The sequence below is a fragment of the Orlajensenia leifsoniae genome (assembly GCF_004570845.1).
GTDB lineage: Bacteria > Actinomycetota > Actinomycetes > Actinomycetales > Microbacteriaceae > Orlajensenia > Orlajensenia leifsoniae.
The window spans coordinates 89,840-106,086 of record NZ_SPQZ01000003.1; the positions used below are offsets into that span (position 1 = coordinate 89,840).

Below are 16,247 nucleotides of genomic sequence, written 5' to 3' on the forward strand. Positions count from 1 at the left end.
GCGCGGGCGCCGGTCGCCCTTTCTGCGCTTCGGCCGCGGACTCCGGCGGCCGGGCCTCAGTGAGCGGGCCGGTCCCCCCAGCGAACGGACCTGGCCTCAGCGGGCAGGCGTCGTGAGCGCAGCCCGAAGCCTCTCCGCATCCACGCGCCAATAGGTGTGTACCGCCCCATCGATGAGCAGCACCGGGATCTCCTCGGCGTAGCGGTCGCGCAGGGCCTCGTCATCCAGGATCGAGAGCTCGTCGAGGGCGGCATCCGGAAACTCGGTCAACACCGTGGTGACGATGGCACGGGCGTCGTCGCAGAGGTGGCAGCCGGGCTTGCCGATGAGGGTGAGAGTGGACACCCATCCAGCCTAGACAGCTGACGGATGCCGCCGGCCGGCGCCGCCGTGAATGCAGAAAGCGCCCGACCATGACGGTCGAGCGCTCGTGCAAGTAGAAGTCGGAAAGACTCTACTTCTTGTTGCGACGCTGGTGGCGAGTCTTGCGAAGCAGCTTGCGGTGCTTCTTCTTCGCCATGCGCTTGCGACGCTTCTTGATTACAGAACCCACGCGAACCTCACACGAATCGGGGGCGACCGGCGGATGCTCGGCCACACGAAGTGCCCAGTCTACCGGATGGAACGGCTCCGTGGAGCCACGGGATGCCGTCGGGCACCCCGAGACAGTCAGGCCGTGTCGGCGACGTGATTCTCGACGGCGGCTGCGACGGCCGATTCCGGCACCCGGAAGGAGCGACCGAAGCGGATGGCGGGCAGCTCACCGGCATGGACGAGGCGGTACACGGTCATCTTCGAGACGCGCATCATCTCGGCCACCTCGGCGACGGTGAGGAAACGCACGTCTGAGAGATCGCTCGTCATGATGGTGGACCTTCGCTCGGGACCGTCCTGGTCGCTATCACACTCGAGTGAACCGTTGTGACTGGAGTGTTTAACGAGACTCTAGAACTCCGGGCGCGCGGCGTCCAGTGCTGATCCGCCACCACTTCGCGGGTGACGACGTCGAGGGCGTCAGCGCGACAGGGAGAGCTACTTGCGCCAGGACTTCGGCCGGACGTCCTTCACAGCGCTGCTGACCTGGTGCGACGCGTCGGCGACCGCCTTGCCGATGGCGGCGGCGAAGGCCTTCTGCTCCTCCTTGAGGCCCTCGGCGATGGCGGCCTCCTCGGCGACGGCTGCCTCGAAGTCGACGCTGAGGAACGGGATGAGCCAGTCCTCGATCTCCTCGAGAGGCGCGTAGACCAGGTGGTAGTAGCGGTGCTGCCCCTCTTCGCGCACGCCCACGAGCCCGGCCTCGCGCAGCACCTTGAGGTGCTTGGAAACCGTCGGCTGGCTGAGACCCAGCTCGGCGACGATGGCCGAGACGCTGATCTCACTCGGACGCGTCGAACCCTCGGTGTGGTGCGCGAGCAGGGTGCCGAGGATGTCACGTCTGGTGGCATCCGCCACAACGTCGAAGATGTCCGCCATGGTGCAAGGTTAGTCAGTCCGACCGGGGAGTACCATGACATTTCGAACCGCCGTCGGAACAATCGGCTTCGCAGGGAATGAGGGGTCGTGATGCAGCGCAGTCTGGCGGCTCGCGGCTTCGTCACCCCGTCGAGATCGTGGGGCGGGCGCGTTCGCGACGGCGTCGACTTCCTCGCCAGGCACTCCCCAGCCAGGTTCGCGATCCTCATCTTCACGGCGCTCATCCTGCTGTGGACCTTCATGCTCTCGCTGCCCATAGCGAGCCAGAGCAGGTCGATGACACCCCTGGCCGATGCCCTGTTCACGGCCGTGTCCGTCATCTGCGTGACCGGACTGTCGACGGTCGACATGGCCACGCACTGGTCGGGCTTCGGCAACGCCATCATCTTCATCGGCGTCAACATCGGAGGCGTCGGCGTGCTGACGCTCGCCTCCATCCTCGGCCTCGTGGTGTCCCGACGCATCAGCCTGCGCACCCGCCTCATGGCGGCGAGTGACAGCAACCCGTCGCGCATCCACGTCGGCCCGGTGAACGAGGGCCAGGCGGTGCGTCTCGGCGAGGTGGGAAGCCTGCTCGCCACCGTGGCTATCAGCGCCCTGGCCATCGAGGCCATCACAGCGCTCGTCCTGTTCCCACGGGTCCTCGCCGCCGGCTACGACCTCGGGCACTCGATCTGGTACAGCGTCTACTACGCCGCCATGGCCTTCACGAACACGGGGTTCATCCCGAATCCCGAGGGCATCGCCCCCTTCGAACACGACTACATCTTCCTGGCCGGGCTGATGTTCGGAGTCGTGCTGGGCGCCATCGGCTTCCCCGTCATCTACGCGCTCGTGCGCCTCTGGCGCTCACCGCGCAAGTGGACCGTGCACGTGAAGCTCACCCTCTTCACCTTCGCCGTGCTGCTCGTCGCCGGCACCGCGCTCTTCATCTGGCTGGAGTTCGACAACCCGAAGACCTTCGGCGGCCTGAACGCCTTCGACACTGTGTTCCAGTCCTTCTTCATGTCGGTCATGACCCGATCCGGCGGGTTCTCGACCATCGACATCGCCGACCTGCACGGGTCGAGCCTGCTCGTGGCCGACATGCTCATGTTCATCGGCGGCGGCTCGGCGTCGACCGCCGGCGGCATCAAGGTCACGACTCTCGCCGTGCTCTTCCTGGCCGCCTTCGCCGAGGCCCGCGGACGCGACGCGATGGAGGCCTTCGGTCGCCGCATCCCGCGCGACATCCTGCGCCTCGCCGTGAGCGTCGTGCTCTGGGGAGCGACGACCGTGGCGGTGTCGAGCATCCTGCTGCTGCACATCACCAAGGCGTCGCTCGACATCGTGCTGTTCGACGTCATTTCGGCGTTCGCCACCTGCGGACTGTCGACGGGCCTCACGCAGGACCTGCCGACGGCCGGAGTCTACGTGCTGTCGGCGACCATGTTCATGGGTCGCGTTGGTACAGTGACTCTCGCTGCAGCCCTGGCCGCCAGCCAGTCGCGACAGCTGTTCAAGCGCCCTGAAGAGAGGCCCATCGTTGGTTGATCGCATCAAGCACGACGCTCCAGTCCTCGTGATCGGCCTCGGCCGGTTCGGAGCGGCGACGGCCGGTCAGCTCGACCGCCTCGGCCGCGAGGTGCTCGCCGTCGACGACAACGAACTGCTCGTCCAGAAGTGGTCGGAGCGGGTGACCCACGCCGTGCAGGCCGACGCGAAGTCCATAGACGCGCTGCGCCAGATCGGCGCCCAGGACTTCTCCATCGCCGTGTGCGCCGTCGGTTCCAGCGTCGAGGCCTCGGTGCTCATCACAGCGAACCTCGTGGACCTCAAGATCCCGCAGATCTGGGCGAAGGCCATCTCGACCTCGCACGGCAAGATCCTCGAGCGCATCGGCGCGAACCACGTGATCTACCCCGAGCGCGAGGCCGGCGAGCGCACGGCCCACCTCGTGAGCGGACGGATGCTGGACTTCATCGAGTTCGACGACGATTTCGCCCTCGTGAAGATGTATCCGCCGAAGCCCATCCGCGGCCTGTCCCTGCAGGACTCCGGCGTGCGCTCGAAGTACCGGATCACCGTCGTGGGCGTGAAGAGCCCCGGCAAGCCGTTCACCTATGCGACCGAGCAGACCGTCGTCTCCGATCACGACCTCATCATCGTCTCGGGCACCGAGGCCGACATCGAGCGCTTCGCGGCGCTCGGGGGCTAGCCCGCCGCGAGCTCCCTCGCCCGGGCGAGGGCGGCATCCGTCGCCTCGTCGAAGGTCTCCTTGAGCCCGGCGCCCTCGAGCACGGCGACCGCCCGCTCGGTGGTCCCCTTCGGGCTCGTCACCCGGCGACGCAGCTCGGTGGGGTCGACGTCCGACGAGGCGAGCAGCTCGCTCGCACCGCGGAACGTCCCCTCCACCAGGGTGCGCGCCTGCTCGATCGTGAAGCCCTTGTCGACGGCCGCCGCTGTGAGCTGCTCGATGAGGTAGAAGACGTATGCGGGTCCGGAGCCCGAGATGGTCGAGAGAGCGTCGATCTGCTCCTCGGGAACCACCAGCACCTCGCCGACGGTCTCGAAGAGCGACACCGCCAGCGCGAGGTCCTCGTCGCTCGAGCGGGTACCGGCTGCGACGCCGGTCACGGCCCGACCGACGACGGCCGGGGTGTTGGGCATCGAGCGGATCACAGAGACGGATGCCGGCAGCAGCGACTCGAAGGTCGCGATCGTCACGCCGGCAGCGACGCTCACGACGACGGTTCCGGGGTTGAGCGCGTCGGCGATCTCGCGCAGCAGATCGGGCACCATCGCGGGCTTCACCGCCACGACGACGAGGGCGGCCCCGCGTACGGCCGCGCGGTTGGCGTCGGCATCGGTCTCGGTGGCCGTCGCGGTGACCCCGTCGAGGGCGTCGAGCTCTGCGGCCTTCTCCGCCGAACGGTTGGTGGCACGGATGCCGCCGGCCACGCTCACCTCCGGCTGCAGCAGTCCGCTGATGATGGCCCGGGCCATGGAACCGGCGCCGAGGAACGCGATCGAGGGGAGTTCTGTGCTCACCCGACCATCCTAGGATTGCGGTATGAGCGCATCCGGCGGCAACAAGGCGATCCTCGCGGCACTGCTCGCGAATCTGGGGATCGCGATCACCAAGTTCATCGCCTGGTTCTTCTCGGGATCGTCGTCGATGCTCGCCGAGGGCGTGCACTCGCTCGCCGACACGGGCAACCAGATTCTGCTGCTGCTCGGCGGTCGCAAGGCCCGCAAGCGCGCCGACCTCTCGCACCCCTTCGGCTACGGCCGCGAGCGGTACGTCTACGCCTTCGTCGTGTCGATCATCCTGTTCTCGGTCGGTGGCGTCTTCAGCGTCTACGAGGGCTACGAGAAGCTGCAGAATCCGCACCCCCTCGACAACTGGTGGCTGCCGATCCTCGTGCTCGTCATCGCGATGATCCTGGAGTCGTTCTCCCTGCGCACCGCCGTGCGCGAATCCCGCCCGCACAAGGGCAAGGAGAGCTGGGTCGCGTTCGTCAGGCACGCGAAGGCCCCCGAGCTCCCCGTCGTCCTGCTCGAGGACGTCGCAGCCCTCACCGGACTGTTCTTCGCCTTCATCGGCGTCGGCCTCACGGCTCTCACGGGCAACGGAGTCTGGGACGCCATCGGCACCCTCGCGATCGGCGCGCTCCTCATCCTCGTGGCCGTCATCCTGGGCATGGAGACCAAGAGCCTGCTCGTGGGCGAGGGCGCCAACCTGGCCGACTCCGCCGCCATCGAGGACGCCATCCTGGCCGGCGACGAGACCGACCGCATCATCCACATGAAGACGCTGTACCTCGGCCCCGACGAGATCCTCGTGGGGGCGAAGATCGCCATCGACGCCGACGTGCGCTTCGCCGAGGTCGCCGCAGGCATCGACGCCATCGAGAAGCGCATCCGCGAGGCCGTGCCCGCTGCACGCACGGTCTACCTCGAGCCCGACGTCTACCACGCCAGCTCCGACCCGGCTCCCCCCACCGACGCCATCGTCTTCAAGGGCCTGGAGTGACCGGCCTCGTACAGGGCTCGGCTCTCACGACCCGCACGGCCCTCGTCCTCCGGCACGACGCCGGCATCGGGCTCGGCAACCTCGGTCCCGTGCTCGTCGAGCACGGCTACGAGGTGCAGATCGTCGACACCCCGGCCGCCGACCTCAGCGCCATCGACCCTTCGGCCGCGGACCTCGTGGTCGTGCTCGGCGGAGACGAGGGCGCCTACGAGGGCGCGGTGCATCCGTTCATCGATGCCGAGATCGCCCTGCTGCGCGAGCGCATCGCGGCCGAGCGCCCCATCTTCGGCGTCTGCCTCGGCGCCCAGCTGCTGGCCGAATCCCTCGGCGGCTCGGCCTACAAGGGGCCGACCACCGAGGTCGGCTATCTCGAGATCGTGCCGACGGATGCCGGAGACTCATCCCCTGTTCGCCACTTCCGCGGTGTTCCCGTCGTGCAGTGGCACGGCGACACCTACGACCTGCCCGAGGGCATCACGACCCTCGCCACGTCGGGGCAGTACGCCCACCAGGCCTTCGCGATCGACGAGTGGCTGCTCGCCGTGCAGTTCCACCCCGAGGTGACGGCCGAGATGCACGAGGACTGGGTGCAGCGCTGGGGCGGGGAGCTGCCCGAGCACGGACTCACGGCCGACGGGCTGCGGGCCGATCGAGCGCGCTACTCCGACGACATGCAGCGGGCGTCGCGGGCACTGCTGGGCGAGTACCTGGATGGGCTGACTGTCGCTGAGGCAAGCTCACGGTCCGAGCACGTCTCCGCTCTCTGACGACTCCGCTCGCTGAGGGCCGAGCGAAGCGACCGCCCGAGGCGTGGCCTCACGCGTGCCGACGGCGCTTCGACCGCGGATTTCGTCCGGGCCTCAGCGAACGGCGGGCCTCAGCGAGCAGGTAGTGCCAGCGGAGTGCCGGTCCCTACCGCCTCTTCCCCTCGAAGAAGTCGAGCAGGATGCGCGAGCACTCGGCCTCCTCCACACCGGCGAAGACCTCGACGCGGTGGTTGAGCCTGCGGTCGCGCAGCACGTCGTAGAGCGAGCCCGCGGCGCCGGCCTTCTCGTCCCACGCGCCGAACACGACGACGGGCAGCCGTGCCGCCAGGATCGCCCCCGCGCACATGACGCAGGGTTCGAGCGTCACCGTGAGGGTGCAGCCCTCCAGGTGCCAGTCGCCGAGGGCCGCCGCGGCCTCGCGAATCGCCACGATCTCGGCGTGAGCGGTCGGGTCGTGGGTGAGTTCGCGTTCGTTGCGGCCTCGGCCGATCACCCGGCCAGAGGCATCCGTCACCACCGCACCGACGGGAACGTCACCGCCGGCCAACGCCACCCGGGCCTCGTCGAGTGCGAGCAGCATCTGCGCGCTGTGCGCGTCGGAAGACCCCATGGGCCGCCACCTCCTGCTCGAACTAGGATGAGCCTATGCGAGTCCACGTTGCCGACCACCCGCTCATCACCCACAAGCTGACGGTTCTCCGCGACAAGGACACCCCTTCGCCGGTGTTCCGTTCGCTCGTCGATGAGCTCATGACCCTGCTGGCATACGAGGCCACCCGCGACGTGCGTGTTGAGCCGCACACCATCCAGACGCCCGTGGCCGAGACCACCGGAGTGCGCATCAGCGAGCCCCGTCCGCTCGTCGTGCCCATCCTGCGCGCCGGCCTCGGCATGCTGGAGGGCATGGTGAAGCTGCTCCCCACCGCCGAGGTCGGCTTCCTCGGCATGGCGCGCAACGAGGTCACCCTCGAGCCCACCACCTATGCCGAGCGCCTGCCCGACGACCTCTCCGCGCGTCAGTGCTTCGTGCTCGACCCGATGCTCGCCACCGGCGGCTCGCTCGCCGCGGCGATCCAGTTCCTGTTCGACCGCGGGGCCCAGGACGTCACGGCGATCTGCATCCTGGCCGCTCCAGAGGGCCTCGCCGCCGTCGAGAAGGCCTTCGAGGGTCACGACGTCACGATCGTCCTCGGCGCCGTCGACGACCACCTCAACGAGCACGGCTACATCGTCCCCGGACTGGGCGACGCGGGCGACCGACTCTACGGACTCGTGTAGGCGCGAATATTCTTCGGCCGACGACACGCCGTCGCGGTATGCGATCAAGAAAATCCGATGAAACTTGTTTTCATCGGTTTTTCTTTGCCCGAAAGTCTGTCGATGACGGATGCTGCCGCGCCGCCCACCCTTCGATGCACCTGATGCGGCCGCGATCCGGTCACACGACGACACTGAATTGACACAACTCGTCACACTGGTTTTACTGACCACCATGACGAACAACGCACACCCCCTGACCTCGCTCGAGGCCCAGAGGCATGCCGGCATGATGATGCCCGGCCGTGCGCGCATGTGTTGTCGAATGTGCAGCTGACGTCAGCTCCGACCGCCGAGTCCCCGTAGCGGACTCCCGAGGCCTTCCGGCCGCCATTCACCGAACCCTCTCGTCGCCCCTCTTCCGCGACGGGTTCATCGCAGCACCATCTTTCTCTGAAGGACTTCTCATGTCGATCGCCCAGTACACCTCTCCCGACTCGCTCACCGATCTCGCCGCCGAGGCCCCGACGCTGCCGCCGCGCGTCCGCGCCGTGCCAGACGGAACCGAGGCCCGCGGCTTCGTGCTCTACGTCGGTTTCGACGAAGCCAAGGCAGCCGCATCCGGAACCACCCTCCACCGCGTCGTGGAGGCGCTGAAGGCTCTGGCCGCGGAGGTCGCCCCCGGCTCCGAGACCTACGCCGCCGTCGCCCTCGCCCCGCAGGGTGCTGGCGGACGCGACGTCGACGTCGTGCGCCTCGCCCTGCAGGACCCGTCGGCCCTCGCCAAGCACCGTCAGACTCCGGATGCCGCCGACCGCCACCCCGCCGGCGTGATCGTCGACATCTCACGCAAGCGCGTGCTGCTCGACGGCGAATCGGCCGGACTCACCTACAAGGAGTTCGAACTGCTGCAGTACTTGGTGCTGCGCGAGGGCCGCACCATCGAGCGCGCCGAGCTCATCTCCTCGCTGTGGGACGCCGCGGGCGACGACGAGGTGCCGAACGAGCGCACCATCGACGTGCACGTGCGGCGTCTGCGCGCCAAGCTCGGCGCCTACGAGGACATCGTGCGCACGGTGCGCGGAGTCGGGTACCGCTTTGACCGCCACGCGGATGTCTCCATCCGTCAGGCGTCGACCCCGAGCCCCGACCTGTACTGAGCTCGTCACGCTTCGACCGCGGACTTCGTCCGGGCCTCAGCGAGCGGTGCTCATGGACCCGCTCGCTGAAGGCCGAGCGAAGCGACCGCCCGAAGCGGAGCGGGAACGGCTCAGTGCTCGTGAGCTCCCGAGAGCTTGAACGCCAGCCGACCGTGGGTGTAGCCGCCGCCGGCCCTGATCGCCGTGGCGACCCAGGCGGCCTCGGCCAGCTCGGCCTCATCGGCTCCGGCCTTCACGGCGTTCTTGCTGTGACCGTCGATGCAGTACACGCACTGGGTGGTGATCGAGACGGCGAGGGCGATCAGCTCGCGGTACTTCAGCGGGATCGCTCGACCCTCCCGAGCGAACACGGCCTCGTCGAACGTCGCGAAGGCCGCGAGGATGTCGGGCGTGTGCTCCTTGTAGACCTGGGTGTACTGGCGGTCGGTGCTCTCGAAATACTCGCTCATGCCCTCAGTCAAGCCGACGGCCGTCGCGCATCCACGCCAGCGTGACGCCCTGTGACCGGAGCGTTCGCCGTGTTACGACGGCGCTTGGCATCGTCGGCCGCCGCTCTCAGGCTGGGGCGACGCGATACGAAGCGGGTACGCGCGAACGAAACGGCACGTCGACAAGGGAGCACCGAGAGCCATGACCAGAACCATCGCCGTCGCCCTCGATGGAGCCGGCTGGCATCCGGCTGCCTGGCGCGAATCCGATGCCCGGCCTCGCGAGCTGTTCACGGCCCGGTACTGGCTCGACCTCGTGCGCACAGCCGAGAAGGGAGGGGTCGACTTCGTCACCATCGAGGACTCGCTCGGTCTGCAGTCGGCGGCATTCGCCCGCCCCGACGATCGCATCGACCAGGTGCGCGGCCGTCTCGACGCCCTGCTCATCGCCTCCTTCGTCGCTCCGCTGACCAGCCGCATCGGGCTCATCCCCACTGTCACGACGACCCACACCGAGCCGTTCCACGTGGCGACGGCCCTGCAGACCCTCGACTTCGCCAGCCTCGGCCGGGCCGGGTGGCGGCCGCAGGTCTCGGGCAGCGCCACGGATGCGTCCCTCATCGGCCGGCGGTCCTTCCCGCCGCTCACCATCGACCAGCTGAGCACGGCCGAGGGCATCGCCCTACAGGAGAGCCTGTTCGGTGAGGCCCGCGAGGCCATCGAGGTGGTGCGCCGCCTCTGGGACAGCTGGGAGGACGACGCCATCATCCGCGACGCATCCACCGGCCGCTTCATCGACCGCGACAAGCTGCACTACGCCGACTTCGAGGGCGAGTACTTCAGTGTGAAGGGCACCTCGATCACGCCGCGTTCCCCGCAGGGCCAGCCCCTCGTGACGGTGCTCGCGCATCAGCGCATCCCGTACGAGCTGGCCGCGACCAGCGCCGACATCGTCTACGTCACCCCGCGCACCGACGCCGCAGCCACATTCATCCGCGACGAGGTGCGCGACGCCGAAGCGCGTGTGGGCCGCGCCGGCCGCCCCCTGTCGCTCTACGCCGACCTCGTCGTGCTGCTCGAGGACTCGCCCGCCGCCGCCCGGTCGGCCCTCGACAGGCTCGACGAGCAGAACGGCACACCGCTCGCATCCGACGCCCTGATCTTCGCCGGAACGCCCGACGGGCTCATCGATCAGCTCGACGCCTGGACGGCGCTCGGCTACGACGGCTTCAGGCTGCGCCCGGCCCGCCTGCCGCACGACCTCGTCGCCATCACCGAGAAGGTGCTCCCTCGGCTCGGGCGCGAGGACGCAGCGGCATCCGACGGCCGGACCCTGCGCGAACGCCTCGGCTTCGGCCGAGCCGAGAACCGCCACGCCAGCACGCCCGCCAGCAGCACGTCCGCCACCAGCACCCGGGAGACCGCAGCATGACCACGACGCCTCGGCAGGTGCACCTGGCCGCCCACTTCCCGGGGGTGAACAACACCACCATCTGGAGCGACCCGAGCTCGCTCAGCCAGGTCGACTTCTCCTCGTTCGAGCACTTCGCCCGCAACGCCGAGCGCGGCCGCTTCGACTACCTCTTCCTCGCCGAGGGCCTGAGACTGCGCGAGCACCGCGGGCTCATCCACGATCTCGACGTCGTGGGGCGGCCGAACACCCTCGCCATCCTCGCGGCCGTGGCCGCGGTCACCGAGCACATCGGGCTCGTGGGCACGCTCAGCGCCACCTTCAACGAGCCCTACGAACTCGCCCGCCAGCTCGCCACCCTCGACCACCTCTCGAACGGTCGCGCGGGGTGGAACGTGGTGACGTCATCCGACGCCTTCCACGGGGCGAACTTCCGCCGGGGCGGCTTCCTCGATCACAACGACCGCTACACCCGCGCCGCCGAGTTCGTGAGCCTGGCCAAGGAGTTCTGGGACAGCTGGAGCGAGGACGCCGTGGTGGCGGATGCAGCCACCGGACGTTTCCTCGCCGACGATGCCATCGACACCGTCAGCCACCAGGGAGCGCAGTTCGACGTGACGGGTCGGTTCAGCGTTCCCCGCAGCCCGCAGGGCTACCCGGTGATCGTGCAGGCAGGCGACTCCCCCGACGGCCGCGACTTCGCCGCCCGGCACGCCGAGGTCATCTTCTCCCTGCACAGCGCCTTCGAGGCCGGCCGCACCTTCTACTCCGACGTCAAGGGACGCCTGGCCGGATGGGGCCGCACCGAGGACTCGCTGAAGATCCTGCCCGGGGCCACCTTCGTCATCGGCGATTCGGCCGCGGATGCCGCTGAGAAGGCCCGCGAGACCACCCTCGCCCAGGTCAGTCACCAGACCGCGATCTCCACGCTCGAGCAGGTCTGGGGCCGTGACCTCAGCTCCTACGACGCCGACGGGCCGCTGCCCGACGCCGAGCCCGACCTCGACGGGCCGGGCATCTCGCGCGGGCGGGCCCGTCACACCCGCGACGTCGGCGCGCTCGTCGCCTCGTGGCGCGAGTTGGCGGAGGCCGAGGATCTCAGCATCCGCGAGCTGGTCATCCGCACGACGGGTCGGCAGAGCTTCGTCGGCACGCCCGACCACATCGCCTCCGAGATCGACCGCTTCGTGCAGAATCGGGCCAGCGACGGCTTCGTCATCGTGCCGACGACGAATCCCTACGGCCTCGACGAGTTCGTCGATCGCGTCATCCCGCTGCTGCAGGAGCGCGGCGTGTACCGCACCGAGTACGCCGAGGAGGCGACGCTCCGCGAGAACCTCGGGCTGCCCGATCCGCAGCCGGCACGCGCCGAGGTCCGCGACGTGGGCTGAGCAGCCCCTCTCGCCCTCGCTCAGGCCGGCTCGAGTGCCCGCTCGTCGCGCACTCGAGCCGCCTGTGCCAGGAGCGCCAGCGCCAGCGCGTCGTTCTGGCGGAACGGCAGTGCGTTGATCCCGGGCCGTGTGAACGCGCCGGATTCCGGGGCCGCTGTGAAGCTGCCGACGGCGAAGACCGACGGATGCTCCCGGCCGAGGTCGTCGACGAGCCTCGCGTGCTCGGGGTGGACCGTGATGCGCTCTGCTCCTGCACCGCGGGCCACCAGTTCGCGGAGCACGGGGTTGACGCTCGCCGCCGCGTGCGACTCGGGCAGCCAGGCGTCGACGAGGGCGGCGGCAGTCACCGATCCGGGCGCGCTCGGGCTGTCGGCGACGAAGCCGATGCCCTCCTCTGCCCGCACCCGCACGTCGGGTCCGAGGAAGCGCACGAGGCCGGCCTCGGCGAGCGCGAGCAGCTCCTCGAGCCGATGCCCGGGCGGGCCGCTGGCCACATAGGAGAAGTAGTGGTGCCAGTCGCGCGGCAGGGTCTCGGTGCGCGACCGCTCGTTCCAGGCATCGCGCGGGATCTCGGCGACGGCCATGAAGGCGTAGAGCGTGGCGAGGAAGAGTCCCTGGGTCGCGCTGTGCCGCTGCTCGGTGCGCGAGGCGAGGTCGCCGGCGATGTGCGCACGCAGGCGCGCCTGCAGCTCGGCCGACGAGGCGAAGCTCTCGGTGGCGAGCGGCCGGTCGAAGCTCACGAGATCGAAGCGGTCTGCGGCATCCGGAACCGCCTGCGCGATGACGTCGAGCAGCTCGGCCGAATTCCACGGCAGGTTCCGGATGCTGCCGCTGAGCTCGGGCCAGTCGGCACCGACCCGATCGGGATGCCCGGTGGACAGCTCGCGGTAGTAGCCGAGCAGCTGCTCGGTCGCGACGAGCGGCCAGACGTCGTGGTCGAAGTCGAGGCTGCCGGATGCCGCCCCCAGCGCGGCGATGCGCTCGGGCGTCAGCACCTCCAGGCGTGGCGCATCGCCCTGCAGCGTCGACGTGATCTTCGAGCGATACGGCACGCCGCGACGGGAGCCGAGGTGCGCGATCGGCTCCAGGCCCGACGGCCGGTAGACGAGGCGCCCGTCGGCGCCGCGCGAGAACGAGCCGCCCCGCCCCTCGAACAGCAGCACCACGAGGTCTGTGGCTGCCAGCCCCATGCCGCGCACGATCACGTCCTGGCCAGCGCGGATGCCGCTGAGGTCGGCGTCGGCGGTGAAGTCGGGGGCGACGTAGGTGAACCCGTTGCGACCGGCGAAGTCCAGCAACCGCCGCTCTCGCTCGCCGTGCTCTCGGGCGTTGTGGCCGACGGCGTAGACCACGATGTCGGCGTCGAGGGTCTCGCCGGTGTCGAGCTCGACGCGGTGAGTGTGGGCATGGGCATGGCTGGCGGCATCCGTCACCGACAGCACTGCAGCCGTGAGCACTGTGATGGCCAGGGAGTCCGGGGCATCGCGCACGATCGACTCGTGGAACCAGCCCAGGTAGGCGCTGTTGAGACGCCGGGTCGGGAAGCTCCCACCCTGCAGCGAGTCGATCTCGGCCTGCACCGCGGCATCCGTCACCGTGACCTCCGGTCGGAGTCCCGAACGCACCTCCTCGGCCCACTCGATCAGCGACGGCCCTGGAGACACCCGCCCGGCGATGCGACAGGACTCGTCGGTGAAGACCGTCACGTCCTTCGCCATCGAGTTGAGCTTGAGCAGGGGTGACTGGTCATGGCGCCAGATGCGACCCGCTCCCGGCGGATGCGGGTCGACCAGGGTGACCTGCAGCGGCGGCGCGTCGCCGTCGCCGTCACCGGCCGAGCCCCCGCCCTGGTTCGCGGCCAGTCGCTCGAGGAGCATGACGGCGCGCGGGCCGGCCCCCACGATGACGATGCGCACGGGATCATCCACGGCAGCACGGCTCCCTTCTCGCCGGCTGGTCCGGCTCGGCATCGTGCGAAGCTAACGGAGCGACGGATGCAGCAGCAACGCTCTGCGTCACGGTCGCGTCATGCGTCGACACCGCGGGTAATACAGCTCGCTCTCACCGTCGAGTCAGCACAATCGAAGGTAGAGAGAGAGGATCGCCCGCGAGTGACCAGCCCCATCGAGATCCGCCCCGCCCGTCCCGACGAGTACGACGAGGTCGGGAGGGTGACCGAGCGCGCCTTCGCCGACGGACCGTACGGGCACCTTCCGGTCTCCTCCGAGCGGCGGGAGCTCGTGAACGACGTTGCAGCGCGGGCCGCATCTGGAGCCGTTCTCGTGGCCGTGGCGTCCGACGGCGCCATCATCGGAACCGCCACCCTCCTGCGCGCAGGAACACCGCAGTCGCGTCTGGCCGTCGGAGATGAGGCCGAACTGCGCCTGCTCGGCGTCACGGCCGCAGCGCGCGGGCTCGGCCTCGGTCGCGCGCTCGCCCTCGCAGCTGAGGAGGTCGCCCTCGGCTGGGGTGCGGCATCCGTGGTTCTCGACACCGGAACCCGCAATGTCGTGTCGCAGGCCCTGTATCGATCACTCGGCTACGAGCTGATCCCGAACCGGTCGTCCGAGCCGGACGGATCGCCCATCCAGCACGTCGAGTTCGTCAAGCCGCTGCGCGATCGCGACGACGTGCTGGTGAGGCTGGTGCGCCCCGACGAGTACGAGGCCGCCGCCGACCTGTCCGAGCGCGCGTACACGAGCGAGTACGACATCACCGAGAGCTACCGCGCCTCGATCCGGCAGATCGCCGAGCGGGCCGCGGAGCACCAGGTGTGGGTGGCCGTCGACACGACGACCGGCACGCTGCTCGGAGCCGTCGCGACGCCGCGACCCGGCCGCAGCATCTCTCCGCTCGCCCGCGACGGCGAACTCGACTTCAGGCTCCTCGCCGTCGACCCACCGGCACGCGGCCGCGGCATCGGCGCCCTGCTGACGCGGCACGTCATCGAGCTCGCGCGCCTCAGAGGCCTCGACCACGTCGTGATGAACAGCGGCCAGCAGATGGTGGGCGCCCACAGGCTCTACGAGAAACTCGGATTCGGCCGGCTGCCGGAGCGGGAGGGCTCCATCACCGAGGGTGGTCGCACCATCCAGCTGCTGGCGTTCACCATCCCCGTCGGAGCCGCCTCGTGACGGCATCCGGAACCGACACCGACGTCGTCGTCATCGGCGGCGGGGCGATGGGCTCCGCGACGGCCTGGCAGCTCGCCCGTCGCGGCACGCGGGTCACGCTCCTCGAGCGCTTCTCCCCGGGGCACCGCAACGGCGCATCGCACGGGGCCTCGCGCAACTTCAACGTGAGCTACGGCGATCCGGTGCACCTGTCGCTCCTGGTCGAGTCGCTGCGTCTCTGGCGCGAACTCGAGGACGAGACGGATGCCGCCCTCCTCGCGCAGGTCGGAATCGTCAACCACGGCGACTACCCCGACATCGACCTCATCCAGCTCGCACTCGAGACCGTCGGCATCCCGAGCGAGTTCCTGCCGGCGTCGGAGGCCTCATCCCGCTGGCCGGGCCTGCGCTTCGAGACCCGTGTGCTGCACACGCCGACGGCAGGTCGGCTGAACGCCGATGCCTCGGTCGCCGCGTTGCAGCAGGCCGCACGCGCCCGCGGAGCCGAGGTGCGCCACGACACCCGCGTGCTCTCCGTCGAGGTGCTCGGCGAGCACAGGGTGCGTGTCACGACGGAGACCGGCACGATCACCGCCCGTCACGCCGTCGTCACCGCCGGTGCGTGGACGCAGAAGCTCGTGGGCGGCATCGTCGACCTGCCGCCGCTCGTGGTCACGCAGGAGCAGCCGGCGCACTTCGCCGTGCTCGACACCTCCTTCGAGTGGCCGGGCTTCAACCATCGGCCCGGCCCGGAGGACTCCTGGTGGTACTCGGGCGTCTATGGCATGCACACGCCGGGCGAGGGCATCAAGGCCGGCTGGCACTGCGTCGGTCCCGTCGTCGACCCCGATGCGCGCGACTTCACCTCCGAGCCCGTCCAGCTGGCGGCCCTGCGCCGATACGCGCGGGAGTGGCTGCCGGGGGCTGACGCGGATGCCGCCGTCGAGATCAGCTGCACCTATACGACCACGCCCGACTCGACCTTCATTCTCGACTCCGTCGGCCCGATCACCGTCGGCGCCGGATTCTCGGGTCATGGCTTCAAGTTCACGCCGTCGATCGGCCGGGTGCTCGCCGACCTCACCATCGGACGGGCCGCCCCGGGAGTATTCTCGCTGGGGCGATTCTCGCCCGGCGGAGCGTGACCGCCGCCCACCCGCATGCACGCCCCGCGCCATCTCGCGGGGCTCTGCGCCACCCGAAGAGGCGCAGAACCACGCGAACTGGCGCAC

18 protein-coding genes are annotated in these 16,247 nt (G+C 69.4%); 10 read left to right on the plus strand and 8 right to left on the minus strand.

The genetic code is table 11. The features are described 5' to 3' along the window. Positions 1 to 96: 96 nt before the first annotated feature. The 4 genes from E4M00_RS08325 to E4M00_RS08340 all read right to left on the minus strand — a co-directional run bounded on the left by E4M00_RS08325 (position 97) and on the right by E4M00_RS08340 (position 1,473). The gene (locus E4M00_RS08325) at positions 97 to 345 is read right to left on the minus strand and encodes a glutaredoxin family protein (protein ID WP_135120051.1); all 249 of its coding nucleotides are present in this window, start codon (positions 343 to 345) and stop codon (positions 97 to 99) included. Between the two features lie 109 nt (positions 346 to 454). Next, positions 455 to 553 carry a 30S ribosomal protein bS22 gene (locus E4M00_RS08330; protein ID WP_003792170.1) on the minus strand — a complete coding sequence of 33 codons (99 nt, stop codon included), beginning with the start codon at positions 551 to 553 and terminating at the stop codon, positions 455 to 457. Between the two features lie 116 nt (positions 554 to 669). Continuing rightward, complete coding sequence (locus tag E4M00_RS08335) at positions 670 to 864, minus strand: helix-turn-helix domain-containing protein (protein WP_055824388.1); 195 nt, start codon at positions 862 to 864, stop codon at positions 670 to 672. Between the two features lie 168 nt (positions 865 to 1,032). Next, a complete protein-coding gene (locus tag E4M00_RS08340; protein WP_135120052.1) occupies positions 1,033 to 1,473 on the minus strand; it encodes an ArsR/SmtB family transcription factor in 441 nt (146 codons plus the stop codon). A gap of 90 nt (positions 1,474 to 1,563) precedes the next feature. Between E4M00_RS08340 and E4M00_RS08345 the strand changes: the two genes are divergently transcribed. Both E4M00_RS08345 and E4M00_RS08350 read left to right on the plus strand, forming a co-directional pair. Continuing rightward, positions 1,564 to 3,006 (plus strand): TrkH family potassium uptake protein, encoded by a 1,443-nt coding sequence (locus E4M00_RS08345; RefSeq protein WP_135120053.1) that lies wholly within the window; start codon positions 1,564 to 1,566, stop codon positions 3,004 to 3,006. Further along, a complete protein-coding gene (locus tag E4M00_RS08350) occupies positions 2,999 to 3,670 on the plus strand; it encodes a potassium channel family protein (RefSeq protein ID WP_056169435.1) in 672 nt (223 codons plus the stop codon). Before E4M00_RS08345 ends, E4M00_RS08350 begins: the two co-directional genes overlap by 8 nt. On the opposite strand, the gene proC is transcribed toward E4M00_RS08350, so the two are convergent. Beyond that, entirely contained in the window at positions 3,667 to 4,503 is an 837-nt protein-coding gene (proC, locus tag E4M00_RS08355) for a pyrroline-5-carboxylate reductase (RefSeq protein WP_135120054.1), read from the minus strand. The genes E4M00_RS08350 and proC overlap by 4 nt on opposite strands. Before the next feature lie 22 nt (positions 4,504 to 4,525). Here proC and E4M00_RS08360 point away from each other — a divergent pair, with 22 nt between their 5' ends. Then, the gene (locus tag E4M00_RS08360) at positions 4,526 to 5,488 is read left to right on the plus strand and encodes a cation diffusion facilitator family transporter (protein WP_135120055.1); all 963 of its coding nucleotides are present in this window, start codon (positions 4,526 to 4,528) and stop codon (positions 5,486 to 5,488) included. Beyond that, positions 5,485 to 6,255 (plus strand): glutamine amidotransferase-related protein, encoded by a 771-nt coding sequence (locus E4M00_RS08365; protein WP_135120056.1) that lies wholly within the window; start codon positions 5,485 to 5,487, stop codon positions 6,253 to 6,255. Before E4M00_RS08360 ends, E4M00_RS08365 begins: the two co-directional genes overlap by 4 nt. A 145-nt stretch (positions 6,256 to 6,400) precedes the next feature. Here E4M00_RS08365 and tadA read toward each other — a convergent pair whose 3' ends face one another. Next, complete coding sequence (gene tadA, locus E4M00_RS08370) at positions 6,401 to 6,865, minus strand: tRNA adenosine(34) deaminase TadA (RefSeq protein ID WP_420813429.1); 465 nt, start codon at positions 6,863 to 6,865, stop codon at positions 6,401 to 6,403. Positions 6,866 to 6,900: 35 nt separating this feature from the next. On the opposite strand from tadA, the gene upp reads away from it, so the two are divergent. Beyond that, the gene (gene upp / locus E4M00_RS08375; protein ID WP_056169450.1) at positions 6,901 to 7,533 is read left to right on the plus strand and encodes a uracil phosphoribosyltransferase; all 633 of its coding nucleotides are present in this window, start codon (positions 6,901 to 6,903) and stop codon (positions 7,531 to 7,533) included. A 446-nt stretch (positions 7,534 to 7,979) separates the two neighbouring features. Then, positions 7,980 to 8,672 carry a winged helix-turn-helix domain-containing protein gene (locus E4M00_RS08380; RefSeq protein ID WP_082510581.1) on the plus strand — a complete coding sequence of 231 codons (693 nt, stop codon included), beginning with the start codon at positions 7,980 to 7,982 and terminating at the stop codon, positions 8,670 to 8,672. Positions 8,673 to 8,782: 110 nt separating this feature from the next. Here the strand turns inward: E4M00_RS08380 and E4M00_RS08385 are convergent, their stop codons facing one another. Continuing rightward, on the minus strand, positions 8,783 to 9,121 hold the full coding sequence (locus E4M00_RS08385) for a carboxymuconolactone decarboxylase family protein (protein WP_135120057.1): 339 nt from the start codon (positions 9,119 to 9,121) through the stop codon (positions 8,783 to 8,785). A 181-nt stretch (positions 9,122 to 9,302) separates the two neighbouring features. Here E4M00_RS08385 and E4M00_RS08390 point away from each other — a divergent pair, with 181 nt between their 5' ends. Both E4M00_RS08390 and E4M00_RS08395 read left to right on the plus strand, forming a co-directional pair. Further along, on the plus strand, positions 9,303 to 10,532 hold the full coding sequence (locus E4M00_RS08390) for an LLM class flavin-dependent oxidoreductase (protein WP_135120058.1): 1,230 nt from the start codon (positions 9,303 to 9,305) through the stop codon (positions 10,530 to 10,532). After that, positions 10,529 to 11,902 (plus strand): NtaA/DmoA family FMN-dependent monooxygenase, encoded by a 1,374-nt coding sequence (locus tag E4M00_RS08395; RefSeq protein WP_135120059.1) that lies wholly within the window; start codon positions 10,529 to 10,531, stop codon positions 11,900 to 11,902. Before E4M00_RS08390 ends, E4M00_RS08395 begins: the two co-directional genes overlap by 4 nt. A gap of 20 nt (positions 11,903 to 11,922) precedes the next feature. Here the strand turns inward: E4M00_RS08395 and E4M00_RS08400 are convergent, their stop codons facing one another. Continuing rightward, the gene (locus E4M00_RS08400; RefSeq protein ID WP_167756852.1) at positions 11,923 to 13,830 is read right to left on the minus strand and encodes an FAD/NAD(P)-binding protein; all 1,908 of its coding nucleotides are present in this window, start codon (positions 13,828 to 13,830) and stop codon (positions 11,923 to 11,925) included. Between the two features lie 183 nt (positions 13,831 to 14,013). Here E4M00_RS08400 and E4M00_RS08405 point away from each other — a divergent pair, with 183 nt between their 5' ends. Both E4M00_RS08405 and E4M00_RS08410 read left to right on the plus strand, forming a co-directional pair. Then, a complete protein-coding gene (locus E4M00_RS08405) occupies positions 14,014 to 15,036 on the plus strand; it encodes a GNAT family N-acetyltransferase (RefSeq protein ID WP_167756853.1) in 1,023 nt (340 codons plus the stop codon). Further along, positions 15,033 to 16,160 (plus strand): FAD-dependent oxidoreductase, encoded by a 1,128-nt coding sequence (locus E4M00_RS08410; protein WP_275668177.1) that lies wholly within the window; start codon positions 15,033 to 15,035, stop codon positions 16,158 to 16,160. Before E4M00_RS08405 ends, E4M00_RS08410 begins: the two co-directional genes overlap by 4 nt. Positions 16,161 to 16,247: the final 87 nt, after the last annotated feature.

Bases quoted from the DNA above. Each gene is read 5' to 3' on its own strand.
- upp (WP_056169450.1), top strand. From the start codon at position 6,901: ATGCGAGTCCACGTTGCCGACCACCCGCTCATCACCCACAAGCTGACG.
- E4M00_RS08345 (WP_135120053.1), top strand. From the start codon at position 1,564: ATGCAGCGCAGTCTGGCGGCTCGCGGCTTCGTCACCCCGTCGAGATCG.
- E4M00_RS08395 (WP_135120059.1), top strand. From the start codon at position 10,529: ATGACCACGACGCCTCGGCAGGTGCACCTGGCCGCCCACTTCCCGGGG.
- E4M00_RS08385 (WP_135120057.1), bottom strand. From the start codon at position 9,121: ATGAGCGAGTATTTCGAGAGCACCGACCGCCAGTACACCCAGGTCTAC.
- E4M00_RS08335 (WP_055824388.1), bottom strand. From the start codon at position 864: ATGACGAGCGATCTCTCAGACGTGCGTTTCCTCACCGTCGCCGAGGTG.
- tadA (WP_420813429.1), bottom strand. From the start codon at position 6,865: ATGGGGTCTTCCGACGCGCACAGCGCGCAGATGCTGCTCGCACTCGAC.
- E4M00_RS08360 (WP_135120055.1), top strand. From the start codon at position 4,526: ATGAGCGCATCCGGCGGCAACAAGGCGATCCTCGCGGCACTGCTCGCG.
- E4M00_RS08340 (WP_135120052.1), bottom strand. From the start codon at position 1,473: ATGGCGGACATCTTCGACGTTGTGGCGGATGCCACCAGACGTGACATC.
- E4M00_RS08380 (WP_082510581.1), top strand. From the start codon at position 7,980: ATGTCGATCGCCCAGTACACCTCTCCCGACTCGCTCACCGATCTCGCC.
- E4M00_RS08390 (WP_135120058.1), top strand. From the start codon at position 9,303: ATGACCAGAACCATCGCCGTCGCCCTCGATGGAGCCGGCTGGCATCCG.